This is a genomic window from Bacillus sp. FSL E2-0195 (assembly GCF_038003645.1).
Lineage (GTDB): Bacteria > Bacillota > Bacilli > Bacillales > Bacillaceae_G > Bacillus_A > Bacillus_A mycoides.
The window spans coordinates 1,876,017-1,891,385 of sequence record NZ_JBBOPN010000001.1 but is presented as its reverse complement, the minus strand read 5'-3'; the positions used below and the strand labels follow the sequence as shown (position 1 = coordinate 1,891,385).

Sequence of the window (15,369 nt, the reverse complement as noted above, 5' to 3'; positions counted from 1 at the left end):
CATCATGCAATCCTCTTTCAAATTATGCAGTCGGTTCAGGCTTCTGCTTTATTTCCATTTCATCTTTTGCCGGCTTAATCCAAATTATCGCTATGACAGCACCAATAACAGCGAAGATGCTTGTTAAATAAAACACTTCATGGTCTGCCCCTTTCATAAAAAAAGAATACAGGGGTGGTCCAGCTGCTACACCGATAAATCGCATTGAACTATAAAATGACGTAACTGTCCCCCTCTGCTCTTTTTCAATCCCTTGTGTAATAAGAGCATCTAGACATGGTAACGCCATACCAATTCCTCCCCCCATAATAACGAGACAAAGAAGTAGCAAATAGATTCCTTTTAGAAATAAAGGTAAGAAGACAGATGCAGCAGCCAGTAAAAATCCAATATAGATACACTTTTTCATAATATCTTGTTTATCTCCAATTTTTTTACCAGCCATATATGAGCTAAGTGATAGTACAAGTAAAGGAATAGCGAGTACACACCCTTTCCATATACCATGAATATCGTACTTCGACTCCAGTATAGTTGACAGATAAAAAAGTATTCCGAATAAAATAAGCATAATAATTGCACCTAGTATAAAAATGGCAATTAACCATCTTCCCTTTTCTCGAAACGTAGAGATAATAGATTGAATAAATTCTTTAAGTGGTGGGACTTCTTCTTCTTCTTGTTTCTTCGCCTTTACTAGTACCAGTAGTAAAACAATCGATATTACACATAAAACTGGAATCGCCCAAAATGGTAAGAACCATACAATAGCTGCAAGAGCTGATCCTAATATGGGACTCAATACTTTTCCAAATGTATTTGACGTCTCAATGATTCCTAAACCTGCACTAACCTGTTTTTCATCTTTGTATAAATCACCGACACATGGTATGACAACTGGCATAGCACCAGCAGCACCTATCCCTTGAATTGCTCTTCCGATAAGAATCCAAACATAAGGGTTATCAACTTTCCATGATACCCATCCCGTTATCGCTCCTCCAATAGCTGCAATTAATAAACTTGGAACCATTACCATCTTTCGTCCCCATCTATCTGATAAATAACCAGCAATCGGTATAAGTATAATTGCAATGATAGAATAAATTGTAATTATCATGGATACTTGGAAAGATGAAATATGTAATTTCTTTTCAATGGTTGGCAGGATTGGAATAAGCATTGAATTACCTAGCGTCATAACAAGTGGAACTGATGCAAGTGCAATTAAACAACAGTTTTCTTTTTTTAACATGTTGATTTCGGAACCTTTCATCATATATTTCTTACCATATAATAGCCCTGCTGGAAATTATGTTTACATTCCACCAGGGCTATTTCATCTTTACTACTTTCCATTTACAACAAAAGAAATTGGATAAAATATAGCATTACTCCTATTCTTTGAATCCTGTTCACAATATATCCATACCAATTAATTGAAAATAAAAAAGAAAGGAAGAATCCTTCCTTTCTCCTATAACCTTCTACATTTAGCGAGTATATCCGCCACCAAGCTGTTGTTCTGCCATTGCTACAAGGCGTTTTGTAATTTCACCGCCTACAGAACCGTTTGCACGTGAAGAAGTATCAGCTCCAAGCTGTACACCAAACTCTTGTGCAATTTCATATTTCATTTGATCTAGAGCTGCTTGTGCTCCATGTGATGCTAATTGATTAGCGTTACGATTTCTAGCCATTACCGATCACCTCCTTATATATATTAAACTGTATCAAATCCGAAATTAAATACATGGTAATTTTTGGTTATTGATAAAATAAAAAAAGAGTCTCCTAAACGAGACTCTTTCATCATTTCACCTTATGAACTTACTACTTCTAATTTTCTATTCGTTAATGCTTTCATTTCTTCTTTCAATATATCTTTCGCATTATGCCCAAACCATTCAAGCGAAGCAAAATGATCAGTATCTCTCACTTCCCGGATGATTTCATCATAGTTTACAATACCTTCAAATAATGGAACCATTCCTATACGACTTCCAGCAGCGGCATATACATTATTTGGTTCAAACACGTGTAAATACTCCGCTGATGATATATTCTTAAAATGGTAATGTTGTATCCACGGCTTTAATCGATGAAAACTATCTACAGTGTCTGCACCAGACTCCCATATATGAAGAAAATCAAGGTTTATTTTTAAATATGGATGATTTACTTCTTCTAACAATTTCAAAGTAGACGGCAAAGTATCCGTTAATGTATTTGGATGTGTTTCTAATAGTATATACATATTATGCGGAGCAAATAGATCACAAATCATGCGAATTCGCTCCACATACTCTTTTCTCTCTTGTTCCGAGAAATCCTCACTACCTTTTTGCCCGGCAAACGTACGAATTTTATTTGTATTAAACCAATTAGCTAGTGTTACCAGCTGTTCACATTTTTCCATCGTTTTTTGAAAATCCGCTAATAATGATATGTCCAAGTAATCACTTATCATCGTAACTTCTAAATTTTTATCCTTTAAATAATCTATTTCTCGTTCTGTCGTTTCACGCTCTTGCATATATAAATTTTGTGCATGGGTCCCCCACAACTCAATTCCTTCAAAACCGTTTTCGTATGCAAATTGAACAATATCAGTAAATGAAATTAGTTGATGGCGAAATGAAATTGTACATAGCGAATATTTCATTGGTTTGAACTCCCTTATCTTAAATTCAATGAACTTGTATTAGTTAAGAAAGACTGATTTGTTATCATTTCTTTCCATAACAGAAACTGTTTCTCTAGTTCATCCTTAATTTGCAGTTCAATTGTATTCATTTCATCAAGTTTCTCAACAATTGGTAATAACATATCTTTATTATTTGTCATTGCCATTTTAATAGCACGGTACTGTACATTTGTAAATCCTTGTACAATGTCTTCCACTCGATCACACCAATAATCAAATTCTTGCTCCGAATATTGTAAAGTTTCACGGAAGTATGCAAAGGCATGTTCATAGCTATATTTACGTATTGCCAATACGGGTATTTGCTTTACTGCCGTTACGAGCCCGGAAAGTGAATACCCATCCTCTTCATTTACCATTTTTATTATTAATTTTTTTAATTCCATTGTTAGTTCATTATCATCTTTTTTGAATGTTTCCATGAAATAACTTTCTACCATCTCTTGTGTTGGCTCCTGAATTCCTTCTATATCAATGAAATAGCCTCCACCAAATGGGTTGTCTTTAACAGAATGGAGCACTTTTTCTCTTTCCATATTCCCTTCCCAGCGAAAATCAGGATCAAGCATGAACCATTCATCTTCTTTCTCTGTCTTCGATATCATTAAGTAATGCGGAAACGGTTTTTGATGAAACTTATTTTCTCTCTCAGGTAATAAAGACATATCAACCATTACAATTACGTAACGATTTTCTGGCTTATTTTCTACTAATTCTAAAAATGTTTCTACATTGCTACTTTTATCTTTTGAATGATCGTACCATTCGTTCACTTTAATGCCATACAATTTTTCATACCAAAGTAAGTAGTTATCATGATTAATGTTTTCGGAATGATAAGAAATAATCCCGCCTTCTGTTATATCAAAATCTCCATCCCATAATCCGAAATAAAATGGACGGAAATCTATATCGCTACGCCTTTTTATAATTTCACAAAAACAACTCACTAAACAGTGAACTTTAATTGAAGTCATACTCTCATCCACTTTCCTAAAAGGTTAGTTATTCACATTTATTTCGTGTAACGGCTGTAACTCTTCCATAAAGTCAAGCAAAGATCCTACAGTAAGAAACGCCTTTGGGTCTATCTCATCCTCTGGAACGCATAGCTTTAAATCCATTTCTATGTATACTATAAGCTGTAACATCATTACCGAATCTATATATAAATCTTGATTTAAACGCATCGTTTCTTCTAAATGCGTTACATTTTTCAGTTCCATTTTTTCTCTCATAATACTTAAAACTGCTTCTTTTAACATTTCACGACTCATGTTGTTATCTCTCCCATCTCTAATAACTTCCGACTTACTTTCCCTGTTTTATTTTTCGGAATCTCTGCTACATTTTCAATTTCATGTGGCACTTTATAAGACGGTAAATGCTGTATGCACCATTCTCGTATTTGTACTGGTTCAATACAAGAGACTACTTTCGCTTTTACTATTTCTCCCATCACAGGATGCTTGCCCCGGTATACAATCGCCTCCTGAATACCTTCTAATCGAAGCATCGTTTCTTCCACTTCTATAGGAAATACCTTTAGACCGGACACATTAATAACATCATCTATTCGCCCCATGAAATGAATGCCTTGCTCAGATCTATAACCTAAATCTTTTGTATAAATCTCCTTTTCAGCAATTTTCACTACGATTTCTTCAGGTTCATCTTCATTTGAACCTATGTTAATACTTACATGAGGAAGTGGTTTTCCTAAATCCAAATGTGTTTCCATAGCATGACATATACTAATGCAACCAGCTTCAGAACAGCCGTACTGCTGCATCATGTATTTCGTCATGCCCTTTAACTTATAAAATAGCGTTTCTGGCAAAGGTGATCCTGATGTCATAATTTTATGAAACTGAAAAGTCCCTTGTGGAAAACTCCCCATAATATGTAACATAAGTGGCACTGCGTATATGATATGTTTTTCGGTATTACGAACTATATTTAACGCGAATTTAGGGTTTTTATTTGTAATGATTATAGGCTTACTACCTCTCGTAATTGCTGATAACGTGCCACAAATTAATCCGTATGAATGTGAAACTGGAGCCATTACAATTGGCACTTCGTCTTCTTCACATTTTAAAGCTTCATTGTAAGCAGCAATTTCTGTTTCAATTTCCGTCCATGCTCTACGAATCAGTTTTGGCTCTCCTGTTGTACCTGAACTATACTGCAATAAAGACGATTCTTCTTGTAATAGATTTGGAACTTCTAATTTTGTAAAGTCGTTACTTTCTCCGTATAAAAGTGCAGTACACTTTGCGCGCTTTGCCATTTCAATAGCTGTATCCTTTGGCGTATCTTCATGAATAAGTAGTACAGATGCTCTTTTTTCTTTTAGGAAAAACACAAGCGTAATAATATCGAATGGATCTTTCAGACAAAGTGCAAATCTATTTCCTTCTGCTTCTTGAAATTGTTCCACTCTCTCGTAACCTTGTAATCTCAATTCAAAATCATATTTGCTAAATTCTTGTTTATTAACGATTAGCATGATTTCCCCCTGTAACAACTGATTTTTGTATTGTAAGTTGCTTTGCTCTATACAATGGATTTGGAACTTCATGAACAAGCGATTCCACATCCATATATAAACGACGCTTCGTTAATTGCTCTGCATGAAATGTAGGTGCATATAATTGTAATGCTTCAAAACGTTCTTTCAAATGCGAAAATCTTTCAAAATGATCTTCTATTTCTTCAACAAGAATGATCCAAAATTGTTCCTCTTTCAACTGATACTCATCTGCCAGCACGAAAGCTAGTTCACCTAGATTGAATAGGAAAAGCGCATCTAAAACCATTTCTTGTAAACATTCAATACGGTCCATTTCAAAGAAATCATTCATTCGACCATTCGCATATGTTTTATGCATTTTAGTAAAGTCAGGACATTTTTCGAGTTCTTTCAAAAATGGACGATAAAACTCCAGTCCTTCATGAAAATCTTTTAGTGCAATACGGACTGGTATTCCCTCTTCATGAACTAAAATCATGTTTTGCCCATGTGATTCTAATGCGACTCCATGCTCTACAACGAGGTGTACAACTGGGATAATTGCTTTTTGAATAAGCAATTGTAACCAGCTTTCTACTCCATATCTCTTTAACCACAAATCAATAGTTGGTGTCCCATTTTTTCCCTTGGCATATAAACCGTTAAATGGGATTGCCTCTTCTTTCTTATCTAAATATTTGTGAACGCTTTCGCGCCAAATACATCCTAATGAGCCATACGTAGCTTTTTTATTCGCATCGTACGTAACACTCGAAAATTCATTTAACAAAATTAAACGCGATTCATCCCTTAAATAAGGGTCATGATTTACTATATCTTTTAACCAATTCGATATAGCAGGTGCACTCACAACCGAATGTGGTTTTAATGTACGGATAGTTGAAGTATTGAGTAAATTCATTGATAACTTTACATATGGTTTCTCTCGATTCGTAACATTTCTTAATGTCCGCATCGACTGCTGCGCGCAATAATCATCTTCTGATTTCCCTAAATAAATAATATATTTATCCTGTATATGGTCAGTATAATTCGGAATAATAAAGTTCTCCCACTGCCAAGGATGAACAGGTATAAACATGTACTTCTTCGAATCACAGTCCATTGTTCGAATACGATCCATATACTCTTCGATTTTCTTTTCACCAATTTCTTCTTTAAAGGTACAGTTATAACTCTCTTCACTTTCATATCCTACAGTCGTATATTTCTCATGAACTGCAATCCATATAATTTTCATTGATTGCATAAATTCAAATCCATATTGAAAATTATCACGATATTGAAACCCGATGCGTGCTTTATAACTAGGATGATACGGGTGTCCATCTATTAAATGACTTTCAAGCTCATCATAAGATTTCGCAAGATAGTCTTCTTCACAACTTCTCTCATATTGTGCAATCGTATCTTTGAAGATTGTTTGTTCTAATTCTTGAATAAAAGAATCCAATTTCGTTCGATCCACTTGAACAATCCGAAAAATCTCCTGTAAAAATTGTGAAACTGATTGTATTTCTTCCTCATCTTGAACTCTCATTATTAATGAGTCATGTAAACAAATACGCCCAAATGTCATACGTTCTTGCCCATAGCATTGGTACATTACATTTTGATCCTTTTCATCAAGACCTTGTATAATAAAAAGTATTTGCTCTCCCTTTTGTATACGAATCGGCGTAATGATTTCTTCATAAATTAACGATTCTACTAATTGCCGGAATACTCTTCTTCTTACTGAAATGTACTCTTTTGATTGGAGTGCCTTCAATATTTTTATGTGATAAACTTCTTCTTTCATAAATCCCTCCGCTATAATACGGAATATCAAATTCCATTATTTGTATTACGTGAAATTTTAGCACTACTTATGAACGAACAGCCACTTCTCTAACGAGTGGATTATCTACTTGTACATAAATTGCTTGCTCTAAAGGATTTGTCAGTTCATCAACATCGAAAAATCTCGTTAGCAAATTTGCTTTACATGCCAATTTATTTTCTTCCAACAATTCACTTAAAAATGTAGAAGGTTCGCGGTTATATGGAAGGAACGCTTCAAGTACAGACCTTAATTCCGAAAGAAGAATTCCCTCCTTTATTAATCCTGCTGTACCAAAACCGTTAATTAGTCCAAACATATGATTAAAAATTAAATAGTAACGAAATCTTTCATCTACAATGTAATCGTCATATAAATTCCCAGTACGTTCGCCAATACCCGCTAGTTCATTATCTAGCACTGACTTCATTGAATTGCAGAAATAAAAACCTTGATTATCACGGAAGTAAAACTTAACTGGATAACCATCTTTCAATTGAACAACACTATTTTGTTGATGCGCTTCTAATGCAACGCCATAACGTAAATACATCCATACCATCGGCTTTAAAGAGATATTCATATATCGTCTAAACCACTCTAAACTTACTTCTTCACAGCTTCTACCTTCTAAATCCGCTAAGCGATGGATAATATTTGCTAAACGAGTTCTTTCACCCGGAATTGCATCTTGTACTAATCCAGCGATAAGCGTTGCATCATTTTCATTTTCACTATAAAATGTGTTTTCTCGAATAATCACTTCAAATCCAGACTCTTGTGCCCCGTATTTTAAAGTAATAAAGGCCGGATCACATATAAAATCAAATCCTGGAAACTTTTCTAGCACCTCTCCAATTTTAGTATTCAATATTTCCTTACCTTCAAGTCCACTCTCAAGTTCCTTCAATTTATTAATACGCATTGAATTCGTGACCTTTACAGGGAATGAAAACTTGAACATATACTTCGAATGAGGATGATATAGCGTTCTAAGTGATGATGTCGCCATATAACACTTACCTACTGGACCGATATATTCAAGTACACCTTGATTCATCCAATTTTGCACATAAGATTGATGTAATAGCCATTCTGCTTGTAGCGGATGGATTGGAATTAATGAATATTCATCTTCTTGACAGTACTCTTCAATAAATTCTTGACCTACCTTTTCATCGTTCTTTAATTCCTTTTTTATCATCGCCGTTGTAGAATCTTGTAACAATGACTTTTCACTTACTATACTTTTATGTGCCCTAAAATAGTGAAGTTGGCACTCCCCTTTTAATTCAGGAGAATACATTGAACTTTTCCAATCCAATATACCTTGTCTACTCTTTGGTGTAGGATGAGTTAAATGTCCAAATAATAAAGATTGCTCCGCCTCTATAAAAGTCGTATGGAAACCATATAATTCAGCTGTATCCTGCTCCCTTCCTTGTATAAACTTCTCAATATTTTGACAACTACAGATAACTCGAAGCATAAGTTCATCAGGATTCGTACCTTCTCCATAGTTAATAGACATTTCCTTTATTAAAAACATAATAACCGTAATATAATCTGCTTTAATAACATTTTTATTTTCGCCAATTTGGTAATAAAATTGTTCTCCAAATAGATGACGGTCCGTTGACGATTTATATATAACTTCCCCATACAAAGTAACGTTTTGTGCCGATAACCGACAGCATAAATAAGTGGGGATAGCGTCTCTTTGAAATGAATGGCAGAAAATATTTTCTATCCTTTTATCCTCCGTAATCCATTCTCCACTTCCTGTTTCTCTTAAATAACAATTTAAAAAGCTTTGTATTGTTGCATGTTCCGCGATTTGTTTCGCATGCTGCATACTGCTCCTCCTCTTTTAGACGAACACTATCATTTTTTCGTGAAACTTCTGACAGTTGAATTTTATTATCAACTATGATTTTAATTGATAATGATAATCATTTCAAGATATATTTCAGAATTTTTTTATCTAACTAAACCTTTTGTCTTTTCCACAACATTAAATCCGTATGCAAAAAAACATCAATATAATTATTGATGTTTTTTAATATCCGTAAGTTTAATTTACATAATATAATTATTCAAACCTAAATTGATAATGTTTTGTATAAACAATCCATATCTCGCCAAGCATATGCTATTTCTTCTACATTTAGTCTTTCTAAAAGTTTCGTGTCAATTTTTTCCGGATTATATTTTTCATAAAACTTTTTAGAAGGGTTATTAGCAACAACCCAAACTAACAGAGATTGCATATTATCTTTTTTACATTCCGATAGCAATGCTTGAAATAATCTTTGTCCTATCTTCATTCCTTGATATTTTTGTAAAATGTATATTGCATATAATTCCCCATCACAATTATATGTACCTGTTCTTTCAACTCCCCCATCGATAAATCCGATAATTTCCCCATTTAACGTTTCTGCTACAAATCTATATTGTAGATTGTCTTCTTTTTGAAAAATGTTTTCCCATTGCTTTTTTCTTTGTTCAAATGTTAAATTTTCTAAAATTTCGTTAGCGAATATCCCAGTATACGTCGTTTTCCAGCTTTCCACATGCACTTTCGCTATTGTCGCAATATCAGCTTTCATTGCCTTTCTAATATGTATCTCCACCATACTCATCCCCCTTAGAAAATAATTATAGCAAAATGTTTTGTATGCATTAAAAAAAGAGTGAATTTTCATCACTCTTTTTATCTACTTTCAACTTCTACTGAAACAACATGATCGATTTCTTTTAAAGAACTATATAATTCATTTGTATATAAATCTTCTGGAGCTAAAATGACCATTTCCAATTGCTGAGATGCCCCATTATCAATATCTTTAATTTTCACTCGTTTTACTTGCATATTTAAATTTTTAATTTGCTTAAAAATCCCGTCTAACTCTCGATGTTTGTTTACGGTAATTTTTATGGATAAGTCCTTTTGTCTTAATGAATAAGGGCCTGCAATTTTCACAATTTGCGGAAGTACGTTAATCGCTAATATAATTAAAATCATAGCAACCGTCGCTTGTATATAAAACCCTGCACCAATCGCAATACCTAGTGCTGAAGCGGCCCATACCATAGAAGCTGTCGTTAATCCTGAAATAACGTCATTATTTCTTCGTAAAATTACCCCTGCTCCAAGAAAACCAATCCCACTAACAATTTGAGCGGCGAGACGCATTGGATCCATGTTTGTATGACCCGGTACAGAATAAACATTCACTGATTCAATTGAAACCATTGTAATTAAACAACTCGCTACGGAAATAACCATACTTGTTTTCACACCAAGCGGTTTATTCTTTAGCTGCCTATCTATTCCGATGAATAATCCTAAAAAGAGTGCTAAACCTAATTTGAATAAAAATTCATATGACATAATTCCTTCTGCTACTAAGAATATAGACAAATGTACATTCTTAGAGTATTCCTGCTTCTGCGTGTCCTGTCTCGCCACTAACTCGCTACTACAGTTTGCTGTAACACTCCACAGGCATAAATTCCGATGTAGCCCACCGTACATATATACAATCTATTTACGTTAGTATTGTATATTTTTTTGCTTGTAAAAGGTTGATTGACGCGTTCAAATCTCTACCTATTACATTTCCACAGTCACATTCATATACTCGTTCGGATAGTTTTAAGTCTACTTTCTTTTGACCACAACATGAGCATAACTTCGACGAGGGATAGAACCTGTCTACTTGACGTAGTTCAATTCCATATTCCTCACATTTCGCCAATAACCATGTTTGAAATGTATAAAAGCATTGCTTCGCAACTGCTTTAGATAGATGTTTGTTCTTCATCATACCTTTCACATTCAAATCTTCTACTGTAATAAATGTTGGCTTGGTTTTCACCACATCATTTACAATAGACTTTACATACGCTAATCGAATATTTGTTAACCTGGCATGTAGTTTTTGCACTCTAAGAATATTTTTATCTATATTCGCTCTTTTGTTAGTAACAGATTTTTCACCTCTCTTTTTTATATTTTCAAATTTACGCGATAAAAAACGTTGCTCACGTCTTAACCGTTTTTCTATCTTTTTTACTCTTATTGTTTTGTTGATGTTTTCATGAACGATACCGTCGCTACGTATAGCGAAATCCTTCACCCCTAAATCAATACCTAAACCTGTTTGCTTGAAAGTTGGCTTCGTTTCTGTTTCTTCCAATTCGCAAAGCACGGATACAAAATATCTTCCTGCTCTTTTACCTATCGTTCCACTTTTTACAATCGCATTTTTGGGAATATACCCATATTCTTTTAACCTTACCCAACCAATTGTGGGGATTTTTACTCTATGCCTTTCTACTGTCCAATCTGTTTTGTTGTTTTTAGGAAAATAGCACTTCACATCTTGCTTCTTCTTTTTCTTATATCGTGGAAATTTAGATAAACCCTTAAAAAATCGCTTAAAAGCTTTATCCCCGTTCATAATCGCTTGTTTTACAGCTTTACTTGATACTTCTTTTATCCACTGGTCACATTCTTTTGTATAGACATTGTTCAACCATTTTGAAAAGTCATACCCACTTAAAAACTTTCCTTCGGCTTCATACAACTCTTTATTTTTAGAGATATACAGGTTGTAAACATATCTGCACACACCAATAGTCTGATTTATTCGAGGTATTTGTTCTTTTGTCGGATGGATTTCTATTAGATATGCTCTTTTCATAAATCTTTATCCTCCGGTATTTTCTTCTTGAATCCCCATATAGTCTTTATACTGTTTATCTGTATAAAATCTTCTTCCTTTAGGGTTTCGGTAAGCAGTCAATACACCCTCGTTATCCTTCTCTGTAAAGTTCTTACAGACACATTGATTATTTCAGCGAATTCTTTTGATTTATATTGTTTCATAGGTAGAATGTAACATATTTATCTGCATTTGCGTATGTTTTATACAACTGTATTGATCTCCTTACTTCCTAATATTTCCCTTCGAATATTTCACTATAACTCTTTTATGATATCAATTCCAGTCTTTTCTATTCATTTAAAGTAAAAAACCGAAAAAACATTTTTGACAATGTTTCCCCGGCTTTTTATTATAATTAAGATCTTTCTTTATTTTTGTTCTTTAATTTTAATTTGTGCATCTTTATAAAATGCTAACTTATTATCATTATACTCTTTTGTATGTTTATTAAATTGTTCTTTCGCCTTTTGCGCTTCCACATTTAATTCATTAACAGTTTTAACTTTTTCACCAATTTCTTTTAACTTCGTTTCTTTTACTTTTAATTTTTCATACAGTTCTTTTTCAGTCGCTAACGCCTTCGTGTAATTCTCATTCATCTTTTGGAAGGCATCATAACGATTTTTATACGATTCTTCTACTGTTTTTGCTTGTTTTTGTAATTTCTTATCTTCGAGTTTTTCAATATTATTTTGAACGGATGTCGTTTCTTTCTGCGCTTTTTCTAACTGTTCCTTCTCGTTTTTCAATACTTTTTCACGCTCGTCTACATTTGCAGTAGCTTGCTCTATTTTCTTTGAAACTGCTTCATTATGCTCTTTACCTTCTTGTAAAATTTGAGAATAAAGTTCTTGTCCTTGCTTTTCTAACTTCTCTAATTTTTTTGTGTCATCTGCTAAAGATTTTTCCTGTGTAGATGCTGCTTCAAAAGCCGTAAATAAATTTTCTTCTGGCTTTTCACCGAAACAACCTGATAATAATCCTACTGATAATGCTCCAACTACTGCTACTTTTCCATATTTCAACTTCAATTCCTCCATTACATACGGTTATCATGCCAGAGGTTCACGGGGAAGTGATTCTCTTCATGATATGCTTCAAACTCATAACCCTTTTCTTTTAGACCCTTTAATATTGCTGGCACAGCTGCGACTGATTGCGGATGAATATCATGCATTAAAATGACTTCTTGAGGATTTGTTGCACCAGCTAATACATTTTGAGCGATTTGTGCTGCCGCTGCATCGACTGGTACTTTATTGTATTTCCAGTCTAAAGAATCAATTGTCCAGTCCCATACTTTAAGACCACCCTCTACTACTTTGTTTCGAAGGCCTTCATTTAAACCAGGCTTCGACCCGTATGGTGGACGTGTTAATTGAGGTGATTTTCCAATAATATTTGCGATTAAGCTTTGATCTTCTTTCATTTCATTAACATATTCGCCATTTTTATATAACTTCGCAAAATTGTGTGTCATACTATGCATTCCAACATAATGACCCTCTGCATTTTGACGTTTTACTAAATCAGGAAACGCTTTTACATTCGCTCCGATTAAAAAGAATGTCGCCTTCGCATCATGCTGTTTTAACATATTTAATAATTCAGCCGTATATTTTCCTGGCCCATCATCAAATGTAAGATAAGCAACTTTTCTTTCCATTCCGTTAAAACGACTTGGCGCCGTTTTATTCATTTCAACTTTCGATTGTTCACTTGCAAGCTGCACTATATTTTCTTGCTTAGCAACAGCTTTTGCTGGTGAAGTAATAGATTGAAACATGAAATACCCAATAGCTACTATTGCAATCGCTACTGAAACAACTGCAACTCGTTTAATTTTAAAAGCCTTTTCCATTCTATCGAATTCCTCTCCCTATTAATCTTATATATAAATCACCCAATATAATTATACATCTATTTATTTTATTACACTATATAAACAATCTAAAATATGAATTATAATGGGAGTTTTATCAAAATTGTTGTTCCTGCCTCAACAAACTCTTTATTCTTTTCATACCAATTCTTGATTGCACTATGTACAACTTTCAAGAAGATTTGTTTTAACCTGTTTGATCTTCATCTTCTATCAATTCAATTCGCTTTCAACTTGCAATGAGATGAATTTATTTTCTCTATTTTAGGAGTTAATTACCAAATTCTTTCCTCTAGTATATCGTACAATTGCACCTTTTGTTTATATAAATTAAAATGATTTGACTGTAGACGTGAAAAAACTAGTAGCCCTTCTACTAAAAATAAATGAAGCAATCCATTTCCATAAAAAAAGATTGGCTGAGGCCAACCTTTTTTTATACTTATTCATTTCGAGTTGGTTTTGGTGTAACACCTAAATGCTCATTTAACTTAGTCGAAATATCTTTCACATTTTTTTCGTTTGGAATGTAATAATAAATACCACCAATACGCTTATCCGTTCCTTCTATTTGCATCTTTTCCATTTGCAAATCTGATCCTGCCATATTTTTCGTAATAGCAAGCATATCATCAAACGTTAAGTTTGTTTTCATATTTTTATCAACTGCATCAAGTAAAGAGCCCATTTTACTAATTGATTGAACAGACATTGCTTTTTTCGCAATTGCTTCAATTACAAGTTGTTGCCTTTGACCACGCATTGCGTCACTGTCAATTTTACGCGTTCTAGCAAGTGCAAGGGCTTGTTCACCATTTAAATGTTGGTAACCTTTTTCTAAATGGATCATACCTGCTTGGTCTTTACTATCTTGTTCTGTGAAAGTAACAGGTACATCAATATCAATACCACCAATTGAATCTACAATTTGTACAAATGACTCAAAGTTAAACTTCACATAATAATCAACTGGTACATTTAAAAATCTTTCCACTGTATCTCTTGTACTTTCAACACCACCAAATACGTGTGCGTGTGTAATTTTATCTAATTTCTTTCTAGATGGAATATAAACACGTGAATCACGAGGAATGCTTACTAATTTAACGGATTTATCATCTTTATTAATTGTCGCTAATAAAAGTGCATCTGTTCGAACCGCTTCACCATATTGGCTTTTTCTCATTTCGCTTCCATCGACACCCATGATTAAAATCGAAATATTATCCTTTAAAGGTTCCACTTCTTTGTCCCTTTTTGATGACTTATCAATTTGTGCATATGCATCACTTACAACAGCTTTTGCTTTGTTATATATAAACGATCCATATCCTACTCCTCCAAAAACAAGTAGGAAAAATGGAATTAAAATGAACCATTTTATTGATTTTCTTTTAGAACGTTTTTTACTGCTTCTCGTATCTTGTTCTAATTCAGAGCTCATGTTCATTCTCCTCTCTTTCTCTTTTCCTAGTATAATGTATGTCTAGTAATCTTCATATTGAATTTCCTTTCAATCACCTTACATTTTTGTAAGGTTACATCATGAATCCAATATGTATTCCATTTCACATTATACTCTCGTGCTTATTTTTGGCAAGTCACTATTTATCAACTTCAAAAATTTAACACTTCAAAACGTTCAAATTTACAGATTTATCATTCTGTTATTTGCAGGTAGTAAGA

The 15,369-nt window shown here is 33.7% G+C and carries 14 protein-coding genes and 2 pseudogenes; all 16 read right to left on the bottom strand.

Features of this window, described 5'->3' with window-relative positions; translation table 11 throughout:
- Positions 1–22: 22 nt before the first annotated feature.
- Complete coding sequence (locus MHH59_RS09745) at positions 23–1,276, bottom strand: MFS transporter (protein ID WP_078214209.1); 1,254 nt, start codon at positions 1,274–1,276, stop codon at positions 23–25.
- 217 nt (positions 1,277–1,493) lie between these two features.
- Positions 1,494–1,700, bottom strand: coding sequence for an alpha/beta-type small acid-soluble spore protein (locus MHH59_RS09740; protein WP_000113539.1), 207 nt, complete (start codon positions 1,698–1,700; stop codon positions 1,494–1,496).
- A gap of 122 nt (positions 1,701–1,822) precedes the next feature.
- The gene (locus MHH59_RS09735) at positions 1,823–2,665 is read right to left on the bottom strand and encodes a sugar phosphate isomerase/epimerase family protein (RefSeq protein ID WP_002012383.1); all 843 of its coding nucleotides are present in this window, start codon (positions 2,663–2,665) and stop codon (positions 1,823–1,825) included.
- A gap of 14 nt (positions 2,666–2,679) precedes the next feature.
- Positions 2,680–3,684, bottom strand: coding sequence for a DUF6005 family protein (locus MHH59_RS09730; RefSeq protein ID WP_002126945.1), 1,005 nt, complete (start codon positions 3,682–3,684; stop codon positions 2,680–2,682).
- 24 nt (positions 3,685–3,708) lie between these two features.
- On the bottom strand, positions 3,709–3,984 hold the full coding sequence (gene asbD / locus MHH59_RS09725; protein ID WP_002064932.1) for a petrobactin biosynthesis protein AsbD: 276 nt from the start codon (positions 3,982–3,984) through the stop codon (positions 3,709–3,711).
- Positions 3,981–5,219 (bottom strand): AMP-binding protein, encoded by a 1,239-nt coding sequence (locus tag MHH59_RS09720; RefSeq protein WP_340851154.1) that lies wholly within the window; start codon positions 5,217–5,219, stop codon positions 3,981–3,983. Before MHH59_RS09720 ends, asbD begins: the two co-directional genes overlap by 4 nt.
- Positions 5,206–7,044: an IucA/IucC family protein gene (locus tag MHH59_RS09715; RefSeq protein WP_340851153.1), complete on the bottom strand. Its 1,839-nt coding sequence runs from the start codon at positions 7,042–7,044 to the stop codon at positions 5,206–5,208. The genes MHH59_RS09720 and MHH59_RS09715 overlap by 14 nt, the downstream gene beginning before the upstream one ends.
- A 67-nt stretch (positions 7,045–7,111) precedes the next feature.
- A complete protein-coding gene (locus MHH59_RS09710; protein WP_340851151.1) occupies positions 7,112–8,920 on the bottom strand; it encodes an IucA/IucC family protein in 1,809 nt (602 codons plus the stop codon).
- 247 nt (positions 8,921–9,167) lie between these two features.
- On the bottom strand, positions 9,168–9,704 hold the full coding sequence (locus tag MHH59_RS09705) for a GNAT family N-acetyltransferase (protein WP_098168056.1): 537 nt from the start codon (positions 9,702–9,704) through the stop codon (positions 9,168–9,170).
- 77 nt (positions 9,705–9,781) lie between these two features.
- Complete coding sequence (locus tag MHH59_RS09700; protein ID WP_340851149.1) at positions 9,782–10,462, bottom strand: MgtC/SapB family protein; 681 nt, start codon at positions 10,460–10,462, stop codon at positions 9,782–9,784.
- Positions 10,463–10,619: 157 nt separating this feature from the next.
- Positions 10,620–11,777, bottom strand: a complete 1,158-nt coding sequence (locus MHH59_RS09695; protein ID WP_002186099.1) for an RNA-guided endonuclease InsQ/TnpB family protein — start codon at positions 11,775–11,777, stop codon at positions 10,620–10,622.
- Between the two features lie 32 nt (positions 11,778–11,809).
- Positions 11,810–11,962: pseudogene (locus tag MHH59_RS09690) on the bottom strand (MerR family transcriptional regulator); the annotation flags it as partial.
- Between the two features lie 207 nt (positions 11,963–12,169).
- Positions 12,170–12,826 carry a YkyA family protein gene (locus MHH59_RS09685; RefSeq protein WP_002086134.1) on the bottom strand — a complete coding sequence of 219 codons (657 nt, stop codon included), beginning with the start codon at positions 12,824–12,826 and terminating at the stop codon, positions 12,170–12,172.
- A gap of 14 nt (positions 12,827–12,840) precedes the next feature.
- Positions 12,841–13,662, bottom strand: coding sequence for a peptidoglycan-N-acetylglucosamine deacetylase (locus MHH59_RS09680; protein ID WP_002126936.1), 822 nt, complete (start codon positions 13,660–13,662; stop codon positions 12,841–12,843).
- Between the two features lie 134 nt (positions 13,663–13,796).
- Positions 13,797–14,063 (bottom strand): annotated as a pseudogene (locus tag MHH59_RS30825) (sensor histidine kinase); the annotation flags it as partial.
- Positions 14,064–14,125: 62 nt separating this feature from the next.
- Positions 14,126–15,127 (bottom strand): LCP family protein, encoded by a 1,002-nt coding sequence (locus tag MHH59_RS09675; RefSeq protein WP_002126935.1) that lies wholly within the window; start codon positions 15,125–15,127, stop codon positions 14,126–14,128.
- Positions 15,128–15,369 lie beyond the last annotated feature (242 nt).

Excerpts from the sequence above, each read along its gene's own strand:
- MHH59_RS09710 (WP_340851151.1), bottom strand. The coding sequence starts at position 8,920 with ATGCAGCATGCGAAACAAATCGCGGAACATGCAACAATACAAAGCTTT.
- MHH59_RS09705 (WP_098168056.1), bottom strand. The coding sequence starts at position 9,704 with ATGGTGGAGATACATATTAGAAAGGCAATGAAAGCTGATATTGCGACA.
- MHH59_RS09715 (WP_340851153.1), bottom strand. The coding sequence starts at position 7,044 with ATGAAAGAAGAAGTTTATCACATAAAAATATTGAAGGCACTCCAATCA.
- MHH59_RS09720 (WP_340851154.1), bottom strand. The coding sequence starts at position 5,219 with ATGCTAATCGTTAATAAACAAGAATTTAGCAAATATGATTTTGAATTG.
- MHH59_RS09745 (WP_078214209.1), bottom strand. The coding sequence starts at position 1,276 with ATGAAAGGTTCCGAAATCAACATGTTAAAAAAAGAAAACTGTTGTTTA.
- MHH59_RS09730 (WP_002126945.1), bottom strand. The coding sequence starts at position 3,684 with ATGACTTCAATTAAAGTTCACTGTTTAGTGAGTTGTTTTTGTGAAATT.
- MHH59_RS09740 (WP_000113539.1), bottom strand. The coding sequence starts at position 1,700 with ATGGCTAGAAATCGTAACGCTAATCAATTAGCATCACATGGAGCACAA.
- MHH59_RS09675 (WP_002126935.1), bottom strand. The coding sequence starts at position 15,127 with ATGAGCTCTGAATTAGAACAAGATACGAGAAGCAGTAAAAAACGTTCT.
- MHH59_RS09695 (WP_002186099.1), bottom strand. The coding sequence starts at position 11,777 with ATGAAAAGAGCATATCTAATAGAAATCCATCCGACAAAAGAACAAATA.
- MHH59_RS09680 (WP_002126936.1), bottom strand. The coding sequence starts at position 13,662 with ATGGAAAAGGCTTTTAAAATTAAACGAGTTGCAGTTGTTTCAGTAGCG.
- MHH59_RS09700 (WP_340851149.1), bottom strand. The coding sequence starts at position 10,462 with ATGTCATATGAATTTTTATTCAAATTAGGTTTAGCACTCTTTTTAGGA.
- MHH59_RS09735 (WP_002012383.1), bottom strand. The coding sequence starts at position 2,665 with ATGAAATATTCGCTATGTACAATTTCATTTCGCCATCAACTAATTTCA.
- asbD (WP_002064932.1), bottom strand. The coding sequence starts at position 3,984 with ATGAGTCGTGAAATGTTAAAAGAAGCAGTTTTAAGTATTATGAGAGAA.